Annotated in this window: 20 protein-coding genes and 1 pseudogene; 8 read left to right on the forward strand and 13 right to left on the reverse strand. The window is 58.9% G+C overall.

The features are described from left to right. Positions 1-71: 71 nt before the first annotated feature. Both AACV31_RS15480 and AACV31_RS15485 read left to right on the forward strand, forming a co-directional pair. On the forward strand, positions 72-314 hold the full coding sequence (locus tag AACV31_RS15480; protein ID WP_105537688.1) for a type II toxin-antitoxin system RelB/DinJ family antitoxin: 243 nt from the start codon (positions 72-74) through the stop codon (positions 312-314). Next, positions 307-591: pseudogene (locus AACV31_RS15485) on the forward strand (type II toxin-antitoxin system RelE family toxin). The gene AACV31_RS15480 and the pseudogene AACV31_RS15485 overlap by 8 nt, the downstream one beginning before the upstream one ends. Before the next feature lie 8 nt (positions 592-599). Here AACV31_RS15485 and nrdG read toward each other — a convergent pair. The 3 genes from nrdG to AACV31_RS15500 all read right to left on the reverse strand — a co-directional run bounded on the left by nrdG (position 600) and on the right by AACV31_RS15500 (position 4,620). Next, complete coding sequence (gene nrdG, locus AACV31_RS15490; protein ID WP_161589495.1) at positions 600-1,064, reverse strand: anaerobic ribonucleoside-triphosphate reductase-activating protein; 465 nt, start codon at positions 1,062-1,064, stop codon at positions 600-602. 243 nt (positions 1,065-1,307) lie between these two features. Next, positions 1,308-3,443 carry an anaerobic ribonucleoside-triphosphate reductase gene (gene nrdD, locus AACV31_RS15495; protein ID WP_075198085.1) on the reverse strand — a complete coding sequence of 712 codons (2,136 nt, stop codon included), beginning with the start codon at positions 3,441-3,443 and terminating at the stop codon, positions 1,308-1,310. A 295-nt stretch (positions 3,444-3,738) separates the two neighbouring features. Next, positions 3,739-4,620: a LysR family transcriptional regulator gene (locus AACV31_RS15500; protein ID WP_165155528.1), complete on the reverse strand. Its 882-nt coding sequence runs from the start codon at positions 4,618-4,620 to the stop codon at positions 3,739-3,741. 102 nt (positions 4,621-4,722) lie between these two features. On the opposite strand from AACV31_RS15500, the gene AACV31_RS15505 reads away from it, so the two are divergent. After that, the gene (locus AACV31_RS15505; RefSeq protein WP_165155526.1) at positions 4,723-5,253 is read left to right on the forward strand and encodes an NAD(P)H-dependent oxidoreductase; all 531 of its coding nucleotides are present in this window, start codon (positions 4,723-4,725) and stop codon (positions 5,251-5,253) included. A 9-nt stretch (positions 5,254-5,262) separates the two neighbouring features. On the opposite strand, the gene treC is transcribed toward AACV31_RS15505, so the two are convergent. The 4 genes from treC to AACV31_RS15525 all read right to left on the reverse strand — a co-directional run bounded on the left by treC (position 5,263) and on the right by AACV31_RS15525 (position 10,353). Next, a complete protein-coding gene (gene treC / locus AACV31_RS15510) occupies positions 5,263-6,924 on the reverse strand; it encodes an alpha,alpha-phosphotrehalase (protein WP_165155524.1) in 1,662 nt (553 codons plus the stop codon). 60 nt (positions 6,925-6,984) lie between these two features. Further along, on the reverse strand, positions 6,985-8,403 hold the full coding sequence (gene treB / locus AACV31_RS15515) for a PTS trehalose transporter subunit IIBC (RefSeq protein WP_007764230.1): 1,419 nt from the start codon (positions 8,401-8,403) through the stop codon (positions 6,985-6,987). A gap of 135 nt (positions 8,404-8,538) precedes the next feature. Continuing rightward, the gene (treR, locus tag AACV31_RS15520; protein ID WP_007764229.1) at positions 8,539-9,486 is read right to left on the reverse strand and encodes a trehalose operon repressor TreR; all 948 of its coding nucleotides are present in this window, start codon (positions 9,484-9,486) and stop codon (positions 8,539-8,541) included. Positions 9,487-9,735: 249 nt separating this feature from the next. Further along, positions 9,736-10,353 (reverse strand): TetR/AcrR family transcriptional regulator, encoded by a 618-nt coding sequence (locus AACV31_RS15525; protein WP_165155522.1) that lies wholly within the window; start codon positions 10,351-10,353, stop codon positions 9,736-9,738. Between the two features lie 189 nt (positions 10,354-10,542). On the opposite strand from AACV31_RS15525, the gene grxB reads away from it, so the two are divergent. Together grxB and AACV31_RS15535 are read left to right on the forward strand one after the other, a co-directional pair. Then, positions 10,543-11,178, forward strand: coding sequence for a glutaredoxin 2 (gene grxB / locus AACV31_RS15530; protein ID WP_165155520.1), 636 nt, complete (start codon positions 10,543-10,545; stop codon positions 11,176-11,178). A 58-nt stretch (positions 11,179-11,236) separates the two neighbouring features. Beyond that, positions 11,237-11,539, forward strand: coding sequence for a putative quinol monooxygenase (locus AACV31_RS15535; protein ID WP_004386042.1), 303 nt, complete (start codon positions 11,237-11,239; stop codon positions 11,537-11,539). A 59-nt stretch (positions 11,540-11,598) separates the two neighbouring features. Here AACV31_RS15535 and AACV31_RS15540 read toward each other — a convergent pair whose 3' ends face one another. The 3 genes from AACV31_RS15540 to yqhD all read right to left on the reverse strand — a co-directional run bounded on the left by AACV31_RS15540 (position 11,599) and on the right by yqhD (position 14,281). Further along, positions 11,599-12,108: a DUF3828 domain-containing protein gene (locus AACV31_RS15540; RefSeq protein WP_015742529.1), complete on the reverse strand. Its 510-nt coding sequence runs from the start codon at positions 12,106-12,108 to the stop codon at positions 11,599-11,601. Positions 12,109-12,184: 76 nt separating this feature from the next. Next, positions 12,185-13,012, reverse strand: coding sequence for a 2,5-didehydrogluconate reductase DkgA (gene dkgA, locus AACV31_RS15545; RefSeq protein ID WP_007764224.1), 828 nt, complete (start codon positions 13,010-13,012; stop codon positions 12,185-12,187). Positions 13,013-13,117: 105 nt separating this feature from the next. Next, on the reverse strand, positions 13,118-14,281 hold the full coding sequence (gene yqhD, locus AACV31_RS15550; RefSeq protein WP_007764223.1) for an alcohol dehydrogenase: 1,164 nt from the start codon (positions 14,279-14,281) through the stop codon (positions 13,118-13,120). A 189-nt stretch (positions 14,282-14,470) separates the two neighbouring features. On the opposite strand from yqhD, the gene AACV31_RS15555 reads away from it, so the two are divergent. Next, on the forward strand, positions 14,471-15,364 hold the full coding sequence (locus AACV31_RS15555) for an AraC family transcriptional regulator (protein ID WP_165155518.1): 894 nt from the start codon (positions 14,471-14,473) through the stop codon (positions 15,362-15,364). A 28-nt stretch (positions 15,365-15,392) separates the two neighbouring features. Here AACV31_RS15555 and yghB read toward each other — a convergent pair whose 3' ends face one another. Beyond that, positions 15,393-16,046 (reverse strand): DedA family general envelope maintenance protein YghB, encoded by a 654-nt coding sequence (yghB, locus tag AACV31_RS15560; RefSeq protein WP_015742525.1) that lies wholly within the window; start codon positions 16,044-16,046, stop codon positions 15,393-15,395. A 118-nt stretch (positions 16,047-16,164) separates the two neighbouring features. Further along, positions 16,165-17,352: a cystathionine beta-lyase gene (gene metC, locus AACV31_RS15565; RefSeq protein ID WP_165155516.1), complete on the reverse strand. Its 1,188-nt coding sequence runs from the start codon at positions 17,350-17,352 to the stop codon at positions 16,165-16,167. A gap of 249 nt (positions 17,353-17,601) precedes the next feature. Between metC and exbB the strand changes: the two genes are divergently transcribed. Both exbB and exbD read left to right on the forward strand, forming a co-directional pair. After that, positions 17,602-18,336 (forward strand): tol-pal system-associated acyl-CoA thioesterase, encoded by a 735-nt coding sequence (exbB, locus tag AACV31_RS15570; RefSeq protein WP_041923937.1) that lies wholly within the window; start codon positions 17,602-17,604, stop codon positions 18,334-18,336. Positions 18,337-18,340: 4 nt separating this feature from the next. After that, complete coding sequence (gene exbD / locus AACV31_RS15575) at positions 18,341-18,766, forward strand: TonB system transport protein ExbD (protein ID WP_004386053.1); 426 nt, start codon at positions 18,341-18,343, stop codon at positions 18,764-18,766. 75 nt (positions 18,767-18,841) lie between these two features. On the opposite strand, the gene AACV31_RS15580 is transcribed toward exbD, so the two are convergent. Continuing rightward, a complete protein-coding gene (locus tag AACV31_RS15580; protein WP_165155514.1) occupies positions 18,842-19,738 on the reverse strand; it encodes an SDR family oxidoreductase in 897 nt (298 codons plus the stop codon). Between the last annotated feature and the right edge of the window lie 51 nt (positions 19,739-19,789).

The following is a 19,789-nucleotide window of genomic DNA, read 5'->3' on the forward strand; positions in this document are numbered from 1 at the left end:
TCTTCCAGAATTCGATGTAATTCATATGTAATGCTATATTGCATTACATTTTGAAAAACGGCGGAGGCATAATGGCCACAATTAACGTAAGGCTTGATGACAAGCTTAAAAGCGAGGCTTATGCGGTGCTGGAAAAACTGGGTATCACGCCTACCGAGGCGGTGCGTTTGCTGTTTCAGTATGTGGCGCAAAATGGCCGTATGCCGGTTAAAACATTAACCGTCAGCGACAGCGAAGAGGCATTGCTGCGTACCGTTCGGGAGCGGCTGGCGGATCCGCAACCGGGCGTCAGGGTTGATCTGGACGATCTATAAACTGGTCTTCGACCCACGTGCGCTGAAAGAGTGGCACAAACTGGGGGAGACCGTTAAAGCGCAATTCAAAAAGAAACTGGCGCACGTGCTGACGGCCCCCAGAGTGGAGTCCGCCCGGTTAAGCGGCCTGCCGGACTGCTACAAAATTTAATTAAGAACGAGCGGTTACCGGCTGGTATATCAGGTGCACGATGACGCTGTCTGTGTGCTTGTTATCGCGATCGGCAAACGCGAAAATCTGGCCGTATACCGGGGAGCCGGACACCGCATGGAGTAAACGCACGTTTAGCGCAGCCGGTGGATCACCTGGTTGCTGCTGCCGCGCCAGATAAGCGCAGGGTCTTTCAGATCCTGCACAAACTTGCCGTCCACCAGCACGTTGATGAGATCCACCACCTCGCGCTGGGCAGCGCTCAGTTCATCGATTTTATAGCCCGTCCAGACCCAGATATCTTTACCGGGGCACTCGGCCCGCACGCGCTGAACCAGGCGTAGGATCGCCGGTACGTTTTGCGGGTGCAGCGGATCGCCGCCCGACAGCGACAGCCCCTGGCGTTTGACGCGGGTGTCGTTGAGGTCGCTGATGATGCGGTTTTCCATGTCGGCAGTGAACGGCGCGCCGGAGTTCAGCCGCCAGGTGCTTTTGTTATAGCAGCCGGGGCATTCGTGAACGCAGCCCGCCACAAACAATGTGCAGCGAGTGCCGGGGCCGTTGACGACGTCAACGGGGTAATATTGATGGTAATTCATGGTTTCCTCGTCGCAGGCGGGCGAACGGCGGGTGCGCTTCGCTTACCCGCCCTACAACGGTTTGCCGAACGATGGGTGTGCTGCGCTGACCCACCCTACAACGGTTTGCCGGATGGTGGATGCGGCTTCGCTTACCCACCCTACAAAGGTTTGCCGAACGGCGGGTGCGCTGCGCTTACCCACCCTACAACGGTTTGCCGAACGGTGGGTGCGGCTTCGCTTACCCGCCATGGCAAAACAGCGTTAACCCAACTGCCCGTTGCCGAGATGCTTCACGCGGCGCTTCACTTCTTCCTGCTTACCAGCGTTAAACGGGCGAGCGTCGGGGCTGCCGAGATAACCGCAAACGCGGCGGGTGACGGAGACGCGCGACGCGTCGTGATTGCCGCATTTCGGGCAGGTAAAGCCTTTGCTGGTGCACTCGAATTCGCCAGTGAATCCGCACTCGTAACACTCATCAATCGGCGTATTGGTCCCGTAATAGGGCACGTGGTGATAGCTGTAATCCCACACGTCCTCCAGCGCCTTCAGGTTATGCTGAAGGTTCGGGTATTCGCCGTAACAGATGAAGCCGCCACTCGCGAGCGGCGGGTAGGGCGCTTCGAAATCAATTTTGTCGTACGGGTTCACCTTCTTCTCTACGTCCAGGTGGAAGCTGTTGGTGTAATACCCTTTGTCGGTCACGCCAGGGACCACGCCAAACTCGGCGGTATCGAGGCGGCAGAAACGATCGCACAGGTTCTCGCTCGGCGTGCTGTAGAGGCTAAAGCCGTAGCCGGTTTCGTCTTTCCACTGATCCACCGCCTCACGCAGACGCTCGACAATCGCAATGCCTTTAGCGCGCAGCGCCTCGCTGTCATAGACATGCTGGTTGCCGGACAGCGCGTTAATGGTTTCATGAATGCCGATATACCCGAGCGAAATCGACGCGCGACCGTTTTTGAAAATCTCCGCGATATCGTCATCCGGTTTAAGGCGCACGCCGCACGCGCCTTCCATATAAAGGATCGGCGCCACGCGCGCTTTCACGCCTTCAAGACGGGCGATACGCGTCATCAGCGCTTTGCGGGCGAGCTTCAGGCGTTCATCAAGCAGCGCCCAGAACGCGGTTTCATCGCCTTTCGCCTCCAGCGCGATGCGCGGCAGGTTAAGGCTAATCACGCCGAGGTTATTGCGCCCGTCGTGGATCTGCTCGCCATTCTCTTCATACACGCCAAGAAAACTGCGGCAGCCCATCGGCGTTTTGAACGAACCGGTCACTTTCACGACCTGATCGTAGTTAAGGATATCCGGGTACATGCGTTTGCTCGCGCACTCCAGCGCCAGCTGCTTGATGTCGTAGTTCGGATCGCCCGGTTTATGGTTCAGGCCGTCGCGAATCGCGAACACCAGTTTCGGGAATACCGCCGTTTTATGGTTTTTGCCGAGGCCCGCGATGCGGTTGCGCAGAATCGAGCTCTGGATCAGGCGCGATTCCCAGCGGGTGCCGAGCCCAAAGCCAAAGGTGACGAACGGCGTCTGGCCGTTGGCCGTGTGCAGCGTGTTCACTTCATATTCCAGCGACTGGAACGCGTCGTAGCACTCTTTCTCGGTACGGGCGCGGGCGTAGCCCTCCACATCCGGGATTTCCCACTCCACCGCGGTGCGGCGGTGTTTCTCGAAGCTTGCGGTCACAAACGGGGCCAGCACTTCGTCGATGCGGTTGATGGTGGTGCCGCCGTAGATGTGGCTCGCCACCTGGGCGATGATCTGCGCCGTCACGGCGGTAGCGGTAGAGATCGATTTCGGCGGTTCTATCTCGGCGTTGCCCATTTTAAATCCCTGCGTCAGCATGCCTTTTAAGTCGATCAGCATGCAGTTGAACATCGGGAAGAAGGGCGAGTAGTCGAGATCGTGATAGTGAATTTCGCCGCGTTCGTGGGCAAGCACGACGTCGCGCGGCAGCAGGTACTGACGCGCATAGTGTTTGGCGACGATGCCCGCCAGCAGGTCGCGCTGGGTCGGGATGACTTTACTGTCTTTATTGGCGTTTTCGTTCAGGAGCGCCGAGTTGGTCTGTTCAACCAGCCCGCGGATCTCTTTATTCAGGCGGCCCTGTTTTTCACGGGCGATATCGCGGTCGTGGCGGTACTCAATATAGGCGCGCGCCAGTTGCTTGTAATTGCCCGCCATCAGCTGGTTTTCTACCGCCGTCTGGATCTCGTGAATATCCACTTCACGACGACCCTGCATCTGGCTGCTGACGATTTCCGCGACGGTGGCGCAATAGTCTGCGTCATCGACTCCCGCTGCCTGCGCCGCACGAAGAATCGCTTCGTGAATGCGCGCTGAATTGAAAGGTACTTTACACCCGTCTCGTTTCACTACATGCGGTGTCATGATCACTCCATATTAAGCACAGGTTATCCACAGAAATTCCGTCGCGCGGCCAGAGGGATTTTGACTGAATAAACCCCCGGTAACGCCGGAACTGGCCCGTTTTATCCACAGCAGCGCGGGTTTTTCACCCACGCAAGATTGCTGAAAGTTTAGCCTGAAAATACAAGATATTGGGCCGCCGGGGATTTTAATGTCTATATATAGTGATTTGCATCAAACAAGTTTGCGTTTTTATTGATGCAGGACAAAGCAAAGCGGCGAGCGCGCTTACGGTCTGCGTTGGAGGACGAAATATTTACACAGTGAATTTTTCGATTAAAAAATCGACGAATGCCCGCACGCGCGGGGCCAGACGATGGTGCGGATACTTCACCCACAGCGGCTGCGGCGCGGGCCAGTGCGTCTCCATCACGGGCACCAGACGGCCCGCAGCGATGGGCGGCGCCAGATACCAGTCGGCGAGCGAGACAATGCCCATATCCGCCAGTGCGGCATCGACCAGGACGTCGGGAACGGTGCTGATAAGAAAGGCGTGCTGTTCTTCCATCGCCAGTTCGTCAGCAAGCCAGCTTTGCAGTTTGCCGTTGCCGGGATTACGGTGCACCAGACAGCGATGATGCAGCAGATCCAGTGGCTGTTGCGGCGTGCCGAACCGCGCCAGATAAGCGGGCGAGGCGGCAAGCATCATGCGCATCGGGCGAATTTCGCGCGTCACTATCCGGCTGTCCTGCACCGTTCGCTGGCCAATGGCGACATCCATCCGCTCGCCAATCAGGTTAACGCGGCGCGGGTCCATCGCCAGATCCAGCCGCACTTGCGGGTAACGCTGCTGGAAGGCGGGCAGCTCCGGCATCAGCCGGTAACGCCCAAAACCGGGAATAACGCTCACGCGCACCAGCCCCTGCGGCTCGTCGGCGGGCTTTTCCAGCGCCTGCGAGAGCGCATGCCACAGCGGCGCCACCCGATCGCGCAGCGCCGCGCCTTCTTCCGTCAGCACCACAAAATGGGTGTTGCGCTGAAACAGCACGCGGCCCAGGCGCGCCTCCAGCTGGCGGACGCTTTTGCTGATGGCGGCAGGCGTCACGCCCAGCAGGCGGGCGGCGGCGGAAAAGCTCTGGCTCTGCGCGGCGGCCAGAAACGCAGGCAAGAGGCGATGCACGTCAGGAGTAAGCGTCATGGTTGATACCTTTGGTTGAAACAGATATGCCTGGAGCTGTACTACAGGTTAACCCTGCGTCATGCCAACATTACCTCAACCCCATCGTTGAGGAGAGTAAAAATGAAAAAAGTTCTGGTGCTGGCCGGGCACCGTTACCCGGATGAATCGCGCGTCAATCGTGCTGCCATCGATGCGCTGAAGACGCTGCCGCAGGTCACCGTGCATGAGCTGATGCGCGAATACCCCGATTTTAAAATAGACGTGCAGCGCGAACAGGCGTTGCTGCTGGCGCACGATGCGGTGGTGATGCTGTTTCCGTTCTGGTGGTACAGCTCGCCCGCGATTTTAAAAGAGTGGCAGGATCAGGTACTGGAGCACGGTTTTGCCTACGGCACCGGCGGCGACCGCCTGCACGGCAAACCGTTTATGCTGATGGTGTCGACCGGCGGCAACGCAGAGGCCTATTCGCCGGAGGGCTATAACCGCTACCCGATAGAAGAATTCTGGCTGCCGTTCCACGCGATGGCCAACATGACCGGCATGATCTGGCAGCCGCCAGCGCTGATTCAGGGCACGCACGTGCTGAGCGACGCCGACCTTGACGCGGGCGTCGCGCAGTGGCTGAGCCGGGTTAACGCGCTGGTGCGTTAACCTTTCGGGCTACGCTTCCTCCTGCAGCCATATCACGGCTTCGAACGGGCGCAGGTTGATTTCACCGGGGCGGGGCGCGGCGTCAGGGTAGTTGCTCATCAACACCTGCCACGCGCCGCCGAAGTCGCCCGGCGTACACCAGTGCGCTTCGCGCGACAGATTCGCCATGACCACCAGCTGCTGGCCCTGCCATTTACGGCGATAGCACCACAGGTAAGGATGTTCCGCCAGCAGATCGTGATAGTCGCCCCAGGTGAAGATCGGGTGCGCTTTACGCAGCCTGATGAGATGTTGATAGGCGTAAAAAACGGAATCCGGATCGTCGAGCGCGCGCGCGGCGTTGATCTCGCGATAGTTATCGCAAAGCCCGATCCACGGCGTGCCGGTGGTAAAGCCGCCGTTGTCGCTGTCGTCCCACTGCATCGGCGTGCGGCTGTTATCGCGCGATTTGCTGGCAAGGATCGCAAGCAGCGTCTCCGGGCTTTGCCCCTGCGCGCGCCGCTCGGCAAACATATTGTGACTCTCCACGTCCCGGTAATCGATGATGCGCGTGAAATGCGGGTTGGTCATGCCCAGCTCTTCGCCCTGGTAGATATAGGGCGTGCCCTGCATGCCATGCAGCACCATCGCGAGCATTTTCGCCGCCGGCACGCGCAGCGCGCCCTCGTCACCGAAGCGCGAGACGATGCGCGGCTGATCGTGGTTACACCAGAACAGCGCGTTCCAGGCCACACCATGCATCCCCTGTTGCCAGTGGTTGAAAATCGCTTTCAGCGCCACGAAATCGGGCGCGGCGAGCGTCCACTTCTGCCCGTCGGGATAATCGACTTTCAGGTGATGAAAGTTAAACGTCATCGAGAGCTCGTGGCCCTCCAGCGCGGCGTAGCGCTGGCAGTTCTCAAGCGTCGTGGAGGACATTTCGCCCACCGTCATCAGCCCGCGCGGCTGAAACACGTCGCGGCTCAGTTCCTGCAAATAATCATGGATACGCGGTCCGTCGGTGTAAAAACGCCGTCCATCGCCGCGATCGTCCGACGGGAAATCCTGATCTTTCGAAATCAGATTGATCACATCGAGACGCAGGCCGTCCACGCCGCGATCGGACCAGAATTCACAGACCTTTTTCACCTCGTCGCGCACCTGCGGGTTTTCCCAGTTGAGATCCGCCTGTTCAGGGGCAAAGAGATGCAGATAGTACTGGCCGCTCTCGGCGTGCCAGCGCCAGGCGCTGCCGCCAAATTTGGAGCGCCAGTTGTTGGGCGCTTCTTCCGGCGTGCCGTCGCGCCAGATGTAAAATTCGCGGTGCGCGCTCTCGCGGTTCAGCGCGTCATGAAACCAGGCGTGCTGTGTCGAGGTGTGGTTAAACACCATGTCGAGAATCACCCGGATGCCGCGGGCATGGGCGTCGGCCACCAGCGTATCGAACTCCTCCAGCGTGCCGTAGCCCGGATCGATGGCGGTGTAGTTCGCCACGTCATAACCGTTATCGACCTGCGGAGAGAGATAGAAGGGCGTCAGCCAGATGGCGTCCACGCCAAGTTTTTGCAGATAATCGAGACGTTGGGTGACGCCCGCCAGATCGCCTGTGCCGTTGCCGGACGTATCCTGGAAACTCTTCGGGTAAATCTGGTAAATCACCCCGTTTTGCCACCACGGCAGAGTGTTATTCATAACGCGTTCCCGCTGTTGCTAAAGGGGAGCGCCGAAACGCTCCCCGCACCACCATAAAAGTTAGACGACTAAGAGCGTTCCCTGGCGGGATTTTCGCTTATAGACAAAGACCGTCAGGATGAAAGGAATAATGATAGCCACCAGCATCGCCATGCCGTAGACCTGCCAGTAGTCAGGCTGGATGGAGAGAATGGCAGGCAGACCGCCGACGCCGATGCCGTTCGCCACCACGCCGCTCAGCCCGCACAGCAGCCCGGCGATGCTGGAGCCCACCATGCCGCACAGCATCGGGAAGCGGTATTTCATGTTGATGCCGTACATGGCGGGTTCGGTGACGCCGAGATACGCGGAGATAGCCGCTGGCACGGAGATTTCGCGCTCGTTATGTTTGCGGCTGGTCATGATGATGCCCACCACTGCCGAGCCCTGGGCGATATTAGACAATGCGATCAGCGGCCATACCGGCGTGCCGCCCATGCTCTGGATCATCTGCATATCTACGGCGAGCGTGGTCTGATGGACGCCGGTGATGACCAGCGGCGCGTAGAGGAAGCCAAACAGCGCGGCGCCGATGGGGGCGAAGCTGCCGGTCATCAGATGACGCACGCCGAACGCCACGCCGTCGCCGATGAGACGGCCGAACGGGCCGATAAACGCGTGCGCCAGGAACACTGCGAGCAGCAGCGAACAGACCGGCACCACCACCAGATAGAGGTAATCCGGCACCAGGCGTTTTAAGCGAATTTCAATCATGCCGAGCGCCAGGCCCGCCAGCAGCGCCGGGATCACCTGCGCCTGATAGCCGACTTTGGCGATGGTAAAGAGCCCGAAATCCCACACTTCCGGCGTTTGCTGGCCGAGCAGGTAGGCGTTCATCAGCTGCGGCGAAACCAGCGTCACGCCAAGTACGATCCCGAGGATCGGCGTGCCGCCCATTTTGCGCACCGCCGACCAGCAGATCCCGACCGGCAGATAGAAGAAGATAGCCTCGCCGATAAGCCATAAAAAGTCGTAGATGGTTTTGAGCGCCGGAAACATCTGCGCCAGCGTTTTGCCGTCGTGCATCGGCACATCGCCAATCACGTTGCGAAAGCCGAGCACCAGACCGCCGCTAATGAGCGCGGGCAGCAGCGGGAAGAAAATTTCAGCGAAGTGGGAGATCAGGCGCTCGTGCCATTTCATGTTCTGGCGCGCGGCCAGTTTGGCCTGATCTTTACTGGCGGCGCTATGGCCGCTGGTGGCGATCAGCGCCTGGTAGTAATCGCCGACATTGGTGCCAATCACCACCTGAAACTGTCCGGCGTTGGTAAAACAGCCTTTGACCATCGGCAGCTCTTCTATCGCTTTCGGATCGGCCTTGGATGGCTGATTCAGCACAAAGCGCAGACGGGTAATACAGTGGCTGACGGTCGCGATATTCTCGCGGCCACCCACGAGGGTTATCAGCTTATCGATATCCTGTTGGTTTACTTTGCTCATGTTGAAGCCCTGTCACAGAGGTAGGTACGAGGCGCGGATGGCCTGTGGCGCAGAGTAACTTTTAACCGGCATGGCGTGAACGGGAACGTTCCCGAAAACAGAGCGCGATCACAATAAACATGCCATGAGAGAAGCTTAGTCGAGACGGGCGGGGATCACTATCTGGCGCGGATCGGCGCGGCCGGTTATCTGATCAATAAGCTGTTTCGCCGCCGCGCGCCCGGCTTCGCCATAGCCGGGATCGACCGCGATCGCTTCAGGGTGCAGGAACTTCAGCAGCGGCGTATTGCCGACGCTCGCAAGCTGTACCGGCGCGCCGCCGCGCTGCTGGAGATATTTACTGGCGCCGATGGCCAGCGTATCGGTGGCGCAGACCAGCGCGGTGGTTTCTTCATTCAGCACATCGGCGGCGTGTTCATAACCCTGTTTCATCGCCAGCCCCGGCAGCGTATCGCAGGGCGTCAGCCCGTGCGCGTGACAGAAATTAAGATACGACTCGTGGCGCCGCTTGCCGGTCGTAATATCGCTGTGCGGTACGCCGAGGAAGCTGATATGGCGGTGACCCTGGTCGTACAGGCGCTGCATCAACAGCCGTATCGCGCCGTCATCCTCGTAACAGACCGACGCAAAGCCCGGCGCGTCGCGCGCCAGCAGCACCAGCGATTCCTGCCAGGCGGTCGTCAGCACCTCGCTGATGCCGCTAAAGCCGAATAAAATCACGCCGTCGATATGGCGGCGGCTCAGCACGCCTAAATGCTCCTGCACCAGCGCCGGCGAGAAACGGCTTTCCAGCATGATGGGATCGTAACCCTGTTCATACAGCGCGGGCAGTATGGTCTGCACCGCCAGGTTTTCCGACAGCGAATCCAGACGGGTGACGATAATCGCCACCACTTTATCGCTCTGCCCGCGCATGGCGCGCGCCGAGCGGGAAGGGGAGAAGCCATGCTGGCGCATCACCGCCTCGACCTTTTCGCGGGTGCGTTCGCTGACGCCGCTCTCGTTATTGAGCACACGCGACACGGTGGATTTCCCCACGCCGCTTAAACGCGCGATGTCTTTAATGGTGAGACGGTGTTGCATCGTCCATTCCTCTGGCTGCCGGTCTTGAAAAGCGCTATTGCGATAAGGTAATGCCGCTGGTTTCTGGCGCAATGGGCATAATCTGGTTCAGGAAAGCTTCGGCGCACGCAAACGGTTAAAAACCGTGGCTGGCATCGCGAAGCGAAGCGGTAGCGCGTATCTTCGCCGATGACTTTTGGCTTATCAATCATTGTACTGCGCAATTGTGCGCCCAACGCGGGTCATCCGGGCGCAGAAGGCGGGAAAGGCTCAGACGTCGTGATGCTGGCTGCGCACCCAGATGCCTTCACATAAGAGCTGCGCGCAGCCCAGCGCCAGCGCCTGCGGGTCGGATTCATGCGCCGGAACGCGCGCCATCTGGTCTATCATGCCCACACAGCAGCGTGCCATATGCAGCGCGTCGATGTCATTGCGAAACAGGCCGAGGGTCTGCTCTTTGGCGATATTACTGGCGATGGCGTTAACCAGCGTGGCTTTGGTCTGGGCGCAGCCGGGCGGCTGAAAGAAGCCGATTTCGGTCAGCGCCGGGTCTTCGGCCAGGAAATGGAGCAGCTTGAGAAAGCTCTGCTGCACGCTTTTCACCAGCGCTTCGCCCTCGACGCGATCGCGAATTAGCAGCGTTTCGGTCAGCCGCTCCAGGCGCAGGCGAAATTCGCTGACCAGCTCTTCATAGGCGGCTTCTTTGCTGGCGAAATAGAGATAAAAGGTGGGCTGGCTCAGGCCGCTCGCCTTCACGATATTGCTGACTTTGGTACTGTGATAGCCAAGCCGCGCGAATTCGGCGCAGGCGTGTTTCAACAGCCGACGGCGGGTGGCGGCGCCCCGTTTCGGTTTCTGGCTTTCCGGGTGGTCAGCGTCAGTCTGCAAATCCTCTCTCCCTGGGTCACGTGAACGGCGCTAGCTTACTGCAAGCCAGGCGGCAACGGTATCGCGTCGGGCGTTTTCGTCGCGCTTGTCACGCAAAGACGTTATGTTACTATCGAGTAAGGTTACTCATCAGTAGTCTTTTTTGCGAGCGATAAGTCACGGTCGCCGCGCCCCCCGATGGAGAGTTGCATGAAGCTGCATATCTACGAGCACTGCCCGTTCTGCGTTCGCGCCCTGATGATTGTCGGCCTGAAAAAGCTGCCGGTTGAGATCTCGGTCATTATGGAAGGCGACGCCGAGACCCCGACCCGCATGGTCGGGCGCAAGGTGGTGCCCATCCTCGAAAAGGACGACGGGACGTATATGCCAGAGAGCATGGATATTGTGCGTTACGTGGATGGGCTTGCGCCGCCGCGCCTGACCGACGCGCCGGTTGATGAGGCGATTAAACAGTGGTGCGAGTCGGTTTCGACCCCGCTGTTTAATCTGGCGATCCCACGCTTTACCGAGGGCGATTTCGCCGAGCTGGCGACCACTGAGGCCCGCCGCGCCTATACCGCGCGTGAAGAGAAGGCGTTTGGCGATTTAGCCGCGCTGCGCGCGCAGACGCCTGCCTTGCTGGCGCAGGTCAACGCGCAGCTTAATGCGCTTGAGCCGCTGGTGGCCGGACGGCGCGCCATCGATACCACCGATTTTATTCTCTTCCCGCTGCTGCGCTCGCTCACTATCGTAAAAGGCGCCGCGTTCGGCCCGCAGGTGAGCGCGTATATCGAGCGTGTATCGACGCAGACTCAGGTAGCGCTGTTAAGCGCCCAGGCGAAATAAACGCGACGGGCAGAAGCCGCGCCGCTTCTCTTAGTAAATATGATCGCAGGAGTACAACATGACCGTTCCGGTAGTGGCCATTTTCGTCAGTAAACCTGGCAAGGAAGAGACGCTTGAGCAGTTGTTTCGCGGCGTCATCGAAAAAACGCACGCCGAAGAGGGCTGTATCGTGTATCAGCTCAACCGCGACACGGAAAACCCGCGCCGTTTCGTCTGGACCGAAGAGTGGGAAAGCCGCGAACTGCTGCAAAAACATCTGCAATCGGCGCACATCATTCATCTCTTCTCCGAGCTGCCAAAATACATCGAAACGTCCAGCGTGATGATGCTGGATAAACTGGCGGGCGGCCCGGCGAAGTAACGCGGCCATAGACAAAAAAACGGCTTGCCAGTGGCAAGCCGTTTTTTATTGCAACGGATTCAGGGAGAGACGGTATCGTTGTTTGTGCTATCGGCGCGTAACTGCTGGCCGCTCTCCTGCAACGACTTATAGAGGCTGCCGTTGCCGTTCATGATGTCGTCGATGCGCCAGCGGCCCTTCTCGTTAATCAGCGCGAAGCTCTGCGTGGTGGCATCCGGCGAACTGCGGAACGGACGGAAGGTGATCGTGGCTTTGGCGTGCGTGGCGTCGCTGTTGGTCACGTTAATCTTATCAACGGCCAGATCGTCCCAGTCCTGGCAATAGCAGATGGGATCGTAATCGAGAAAGCCGACTTCACCGCCGGAAAGACGAGTATCTTCTTCTACCAGTTTTAGCAGGCGTTCGGAGAGGATCTGCTGCTCGCCGGTGCTGGCAAAATCCACCGGTTCGTTGCCTTTGGCGTAACTCTGGTAGAGCGATTTCAGAAATTGCGTGGGGGTCTGTGCGTCCCCCTGCGCCAGCGTGCTGGCGGAGAAAAACAGCATAACTAACGCTAAGCGGTGCTTCATCGGAACTGGTCCTCAAACGTCCGTAAACAGGCTTGCGTAGTATGCTGTTTTTTCTGTTTGCCGCCAACCGTCGCGATTAACCGCCGAACTGTTCCGGATCCGGGCCGAGGCGTTTGCCCTGGTCGAGTTTCGCGATTTCGCTCAGCTCGTCTTTATCCAGACGGAAATCCCAGACGTTAAAGTTTTCCGCGATACGCGCCGGGGTGACGGATTTCGGGATAACGACCAGACCGCAGTCGAGATGCCAGCGAATCACGATTTGCGCCGGGGTCTTGCCATATTTATCCGCCAGCTCGCGAATGATTTTCTGGTCAAACACGCCTTCGCCGCCCTGCGCCAGCGGGCTCCAGGATTCTGTCTGGATCTTGTGCGTGGCGTTCCAGGCGTGCAGCTGGCGCTGTTGCAGCAGCGGGTGCAGCTCAATCTGGTTGATAACCGGCGTCACGCCCGTTTCATCGATGATGCGTTGCAGGTGCTCAACGTTAAAGTTACAGACGCCGATGCTCTTGATAAGCCCTTCCTGCTGAAGCTCAATCATGCCTTTCCAGGCATCGACATAGCGGTCGATAGCCGGTACCGGCCAGTGCATCAGATAGAGATCCACATAGTCGAGTTGCAGCTTTTCGAGGCTCTCTTCCAGCGCTTCGCGCGGACGCTTCTGGTCATCATTCCAGAGTTTGGTGGTAATGAATAACTCATCGCGCGCAATGCCCGCGCTTTTCAGCGCGTCGCCCACGCCTTGTTCATTCTTATAGGCCGCTGCGGTATCGATGGAGCGGTAGCCCACTTCCAGCGCCTTATGGATAGCGGTGACGACATCATCGTTGGTCGCCTGCCATACGCCGAGGCCGAGCTGGGGCATCAGGTTGCCGTCATGCAGCTTAATTACGCCTGGATTTGCCATATTTCCTCCTTTTGAGCTAACACACCGGGGCAAGCTGCCCCGGCGCAAGTCAGTGAGTTAAGTCTGGTCGAAATAGCCAAAAACGAAAGTTCGCAGGCAAAAAGCTTAGCGGGCGGCCTCGTAAATGCGGCGGCTCACGTCGAGCGTAATATCCTGGTGCTCGCCAAGCGCGGTGAGGCCGTGCTCTTCAAGCTTCGCCAGCAGCGCCGGGATGGAGCTGCCATCCAGACCGTAATCGCTCAGGCGGGTCGGGGCGCCCATGGTTTCGAAGAAGCGGCGAGTGGCGGCAATCGCGGCATCGATGCGTTCGTCTTCGCTGCCCTCAGTAATATTCCAGACGCGCTCTGCGTATTGCAGCAGCTTGGCGCGCTTCTCATTGCGCTTCTCGTTCCAGAGCGCTGGCAGCACGACCGCCAGCGTCTGGGCGTGATCCAGGCCGTGCATCGCGGTCAGTTCATGGCCGAGCATATGCGTCGCCCAGTCCTGCGGTACGCCCGCGCCGATAAGGCCGTTCAGCGCCTGGGTGGCGGCCCACATCAGGTTGGCGCGCACGTCGTAGTTTTCCGGCTCGTTCAGCGCCTTCGGACCCTCTTCGATAAGCGTCAACAGGATGCCCTCCGCGAAGCGGTCCTGGATTTTGGCGTTCACCGGATACGTGACGTACTGCTCCACGGTGTGAACAAAGGCGTCCACCACGCCGTTCGCCACCTGACGCGGCGGCAGGGTGTAGGTGTAAACCGGGTCGAGAATGGCGAAACGCGGCTGAACATACGGCGAGTGGAACGCCTGTTTGTCGCCGGTGGCGCGACGCGAAACGACCGCGCCTTTGTTGGATTCTGAGCCGGTCGCAGGCAGCGTCAGGACGGAGCCCATCGGGATGGCGCTGGCGATTTCACTGCCTCGGGTTTCGAGGATATGCCACGGATCGCGCGATGACGGATAGTGCGCGGCGGCCGCGATAAATTTGGTGCCGTCGAGTACCGAACCGCCGCCGACGGCCAGTAAAAACGTCACTTTTTCTTTACGCACCAGGTCAACGGCGTTCATTAGCGTCTCGTAAGACGGATTAGGCTCAATGCCGCCGAACTCCAGCACGTCGAGGCCGTTCAGCGCGCTATGCACTTGATCCAGCACGCCGGTTTTTTTGACGCTGCCGCCGCCGTAAGTCACCAGCACGCGGCTGTCGGCCGGAATAAGGGCACGCAGCTCGCTGATGGCGCCTTTACCAAAGGCGATATGGGTCGGGTTATGGAGGTTAAAGTTGTTCATCGAAAACTCCTCAGGAAAGAAACGTCACGCAACGGCGTGGAAGGTTGACGACTATTCTCGGCGCGGGAGCGCGCAGCCTCAATGCTCATTCCTGCCTTTCTCTTGCCCATTTCTCTTTGCCTCTGGAGAAAACCATCTTTTTTGCGCACACTGAACGCCGGATTAAAGGGCGACCGGGAGCCGCTGTTCATGAACCGCGATGCAGTGTGTCGGAATATCACCGATGAGATTAAACGACTAAAAGAGAAAGAAAAAACGCTGAGTTTTTTGCCGCCGGAGGTGCGCCTGCTGTACGGCACTACGCCCGGCGCGCGCACGCCGGTGATTTATCAGCCTGGCATCATATTTCTCTTTTCCGGCTATAAAACGGGTTATCTCAACGATAAGGTTTTCCGTTACGATCCGCGTGAATATCTGCTGCTCACGGTGCCGCTGCCGTTTGAGTGCGAGACCTTCGCCACGCCTCAGGAGCCGCTCGCGGGCATCCGCATTAATATCGATCTGCTCCAGCTTCAGGCGCTGGTGATGGAGATTGGCGAGGATGACCACTTTCGGCCAGCGCCCTGTTCCTGCGGGATTAATTCCGGCGTGCTGACCGATGAGATCCTCTGCGCCGTCGAGCGGTTGCTGGAGGTGCTGGAAACGCCGCTGGATGCGCGCATTCTGGGGAAACAACTGGTGCGCGAAATCCTCTATCACGTACTGAAAGGACCGGGCGGCGGGGCGCTGATGGCGCTGGTAAGCCGCCAGACGCATTTCAGCCTGATAAGCCGCGCGCTAAAACGCATTGAAACGCGCTACGCCGAAAGCCTGACGGTGGAGCAACTGGCGGCGGAAGCCAACATGAGCGTGTCGGCGTTTCACCATAACTTCAAAGCGGTAACCAGCACCTCGCCGCTGCAATACCTGAAAACCTGGCGGTTGCAGAAAGCACGGCTGCTGATGGCGCATAACGGCATGAAGGCCAGCGCGGCGGCGATGCAGGTGGGGTATGAGAGCGCGTCGCAGTTCAGTCGTGAATTTAAACGCTATTTTGGGGTGACGCCGGGAGAGGATGCCGCGCGCCTGCGCGCGCTGTCGTGAGCGGAGCCTGCGCTCCGCCCGGGAAGTCTTAGTGCGCTTTTTTCTTTAATACGACCAGCAGCGCGCCGAGCAGGCCAATCACCAGCAGCGCGATGGGCAGGATCATCAGGAATGTCATCACCTGATCTTCATGGCGTTTCACGAGCGGGATCATGCTGAGCGCATAGCCAAAGCCGGTGACCACGCCGACCCAAATCACGGCGCTTAGCCAGTTGAAGATCTGGAAGCGGCGGTTAGAAAGCCCGGAGATGCCCGCCATGGTGGGCAGCAGCGTGCGCACAAACGCCAGGAAACGGCCGCTCAGCAGCGCCAGCAGGCCGTGACGATCGAACATGCAGGTGGCGCGGTGATGATATTTCGCCGGTAATTGCGCAAGCCAGCCGCGCACGATGCGGGTATTGCCGAGCCATCTCCCTTGTACGTAGCTCAGCCAGCAGCCGAGGCTCGCCGCGGAGGTGAGGATCACAAGCGTCGGCACAAAATCCATGACGCCCTGGGCTATCATCGCGCCCGCCAATAACAACAGGCTGTCGCCCGGCAGAAACGACGCCGGCAGCAGACCGTTTTCTAAAAACAGCGTGGCAAACATCACGCACCAGACAACGCCAACGACATGCGGGTCCGCCAGCGCGGCAAAATCGTGATGCCAGAGCGCAGCGATAATATCCTGGATAACAGCCATGGGAGATCCTGTGGAACAGCGGAATTGCCCCTATTGTACCCTTAAATGTACCGCCGCATCTGCACTACAGCTTCAACAAACCCTCTCTTTTCCTGGGATAAGGCGCTTTTTTTTCACTTCAGGCGATGCGACGGAAGGCTTCGTCCAGATCGGCGATTAAATCTTCCACATTTTCGAGCCCAATGTGCAGGCGCACCAGCGTGCCGGTGAAGTCGACGCCGCCCGCCGGACGGATCGCCGCGAGCTCCTCCGGCTGGTTGGCGAGGATCAGCGATTCATAGCCGCCCCAGGAATAGGCCATGCTGAAATGCCTGAAATTATCGAGATAACGCGCCAGCTCTGCGTCGCTCAGCCGTTTATCGAGAATAAAAGAGAAGAGGCCGCTGGCCCCGCTGAAATCGCGCTTCCAGCATTCATGGCCTTTACTGCCCGGCAGCGCCGGATGATTGACGCGCGCCACCTGCGGATGTGCCGCCAGCCATTGCGCCACGCGCAGACCGCTTTCATGATGCTGGCGCAGGCGCACCGCCAGCGTGCGCAGGCCGCGGCTGGTGACATACGCCGTATCGGCGTCCGCCATCTGGCCCATTAAATAAGCGTTCTCGCGAAGCGTTTCCCAGCAGCGGGCGTTAGCCACGGCGGTGCCTATCATCGCGTCCGAATGCCCGACCAGATATTTGGTGCCCGCCTGAATGGAGATATCGACGCCGAAATCGAGCGCCTTAAAAAGAATGCCCGCCGCCCAGGTGTTGTCCATCATAATAATGGCGTCTGGCGCGACGCGGCGCACCGCCGCGACAATCGCTGGCACGTCATGCACTTCCATCGTAATAGAGCCAGGCGATTCCAGAAACACCACTTTGGTGTTGGGCTGAAGGTGCTGCGCGATGCCCTCGCCCGCCAGCGGATCGAACCATGTGGTCGTGACGCCGAATTTCGTCAGAATTTTGGTGCAGAAATCCTGGGTCGGCTCGTACGCGCTGTTGGTCACCAGCACGTGATCGCCTTGTTCGACAAACGCCAGAATCGTATTGGCGACCGCCGCCGCGCCGCAGGGGAACAGCGCGCAGCCTGCGCCGCCTTCCAGTTCGCACATCGCCTCCTGAAGCGAAAAGTGGGTCAGCGTGCCGCGCCTGCCGTAAAACAGTTCGCCCTGCGCGCGCCCGGCTGTGGCCTGCTTCTTCGCCTCGACGCTGTCAAACACCAGCGATGACGCACGCTGAATCACGCTGTTCACCGAGCCTTGCGTGTAACGTTTTGCGCGTCCGGCCTGGATCAGCGCCGTCTCAATGTGTTTGTCGGTCATGGATTTCCCCTGTCTGAACGTCTGGATGTCTAAACCTACGTTACCACGGAAAATCGCCGCCGCCTCGCGCTGATTTCGTTCTGGCATTAAAGATGAAAAAACATCATCTGAACGGCTTTCCTGTCTGAGCGCAAAGAAAAAAAAGTGGCGCTGGCGCACTATGCAAATACTAATGAGAACTACTATCAATTCGATGTCATTTTGATATCATTGTGAGCAGTTTTGTGACTTTCGTCCTGGAGATGCACAGTGGGAAATAATTTGATGCAGACGGATCTTTCCGTCTGGGGCATGTATCAACATGCCGACATCGTGGTGAAAATCGTCATGATTGGCCTGATTCTGGCCTCCGTCGTAACCTGGGCGATTTTCTTTAGCAAAAGCGTTGAGCTGTCAGGCCACAAACGCCGTCTTAAGCGCGAGCAGCAGGAGCTGGCTGGCGCCCGCACGCTGGATGACGCCCGTGAAATGGCCGAGCGTTTCGGCCCGAAAAGCCTGAGCGCGCGTCTTATTGAAGAAGCGCAGAATGAGCGTGAACTGTCGGCGGGCTGTGAAGATAACGAAGGCATCAAAGAGCGCACCGGTTTTCGTCTTGAGCGTCGCGTCGCGGCGGCGGGGCGTCATATGGGGCGCGGCAACGGTTATCTCGCGACCATCGGCGCAATTTCGCCGTTCGTCGGGCTGTTCGGCACCGTGTGGGGCATCATGAACAGCTTTATCGGCATCGCCCAGTCGCAGACCACCAACCTCGCGGTCGTGGCACCGGGTATCGCCGAAGCGCTGCTCGCGACCGCCATCGGTCTTATCGCCGCTATCCCGGCGGTTGTTATCTATAACATCTTCGCGCGCACCATCGGCGGCTATAAAGCGACGCTCGGCGACGTGGCCGCCCAGGTGCTGCTGCTGCAAAGCCGCGATCTGGATCTTGAGGCGAGCGCACACGCGCAGCCGGTGCGTACTGCTCAAAAACTGCGTTTAGGTTAATCCTATGGCGATGCGTTTTAACGAAAATCTCGATGATAACGGCGAAATGCACGAAATTAACGTCACGCCGTTTATCGACGTGATGCTGGTGCTGCTGATTATCTTTATGGTGGCCGCGCCGCTCGCGACGGTCGATGTGAAGGTGAACCTGCCGGCGGCGTCCAGCGAGCCGCAGCCGCGCCCGGAGAAACCGGTTTATCTGTCGGTGAAGGCGGATAAAACGATGTTTATCGGCAACGATCCGGTGACGCGGGATTCCATGATTAGCGCGCTCGACGCCCAGACCGGCGGCAAGAAAGACACCACGATTTTCTTCCGTGCGGATAAAACCGTCGACTACGAAACCATGATGAACGTGATGGATACGCTGCATCAGGCGGGCTATCTGAAAATCGGGCTGGTCGGCCAGGAAGTGACGAAGGCGAAGTAACGCTTACGCTCTCAGGCTTCAGGCAAAGAAAAAGCGCGGCACAGGCCGCGCTTTTTTATTGTCCCAAATGCGGGATTAGCTCAGGTGTTCGCCGCCGGTCACGCCGTGAACCTCAGCGGTGACGTAGCTTGATTCCTGGCTTGCCAGATACACATAAATCGGCGCCAGTTCAGCCGGCTGGCCTGCGCGCTTAAGCGGCGTCTGCTGGCCGAACTGCGGGATTTTCTCCTGCGGCTGGCCGCCGCAAATCTGCAGCGGTGTCCAGATTGGGCCAGGCGCCACGATGTTCACGCGAATGCCTTTTTCCGCGACCTGTTTGGCAAGGCCGCGGCTGTAGTTAAGAATAGCCGCCTTGGTGGACGCATAATCCAGCAGGTGCGGGCTTGGCTGATACGCCTGAATAGACGACGTCGTAATAATGCTCGCGCCCGGTTTCAGGTGCGGCAGCGCTTCCTGGGTTATCCAGAACAGCGCGAACACGTTGGTCGCATAGGTTTTCTGGAACTGCTCGCTGGTCAGATTCGCGATATCTTCCACCGCCGTCTGTTTACCGGCCACCAGCGCCAGGATATCCAGCCCGCCCAGTTCTTTAATGGCGCGATGCACCAGATCGCGGGCAAATTTCTCATCGGTCAGATCGCCTGGGATCAGCACCGCTTTGCGGCCTGCCTCTTCAATCAGCGCCTTGACCTCTTCGGCGTCCTGCTGCTCGTCCGGGAGGTAGTTCAGCACCACGTCCGCGCCTTCTCGCGCGTAAGCAATGGCGGCAGCGCGACCGATACCGGAATCGCCCCCTGTCACCAGTGCCTTACGATCCTGAAGACGCCCGCTGCCCTTGTAGCTTTTCTCGCCGCAGTCCGGCACCTGCTCCATTTTGGCCTGAATCCCCGGCGCAGGCTGTTTCTGCTTTGGATATTCCCCGGTGAAATACTGGGTCGTCGGGTCCTGGATCTTGTTCTGGTCGTTCGCCATAAGTTCCTCCTCGTTATCAAAGCGTCCTTTAAGGGTAGTGCCTCATGCTGC

It is taken from the genome of Cronobacter sp. EKM101R (genome assembly GCF_963888145.1).
Taxonomy (GTDB): Bacteria; Pseudomonadota; Gammaproteobacteria; order Enterobacterales; family Enterobacteriaceae; genus Cronobacter; species Cronobacter turicensis.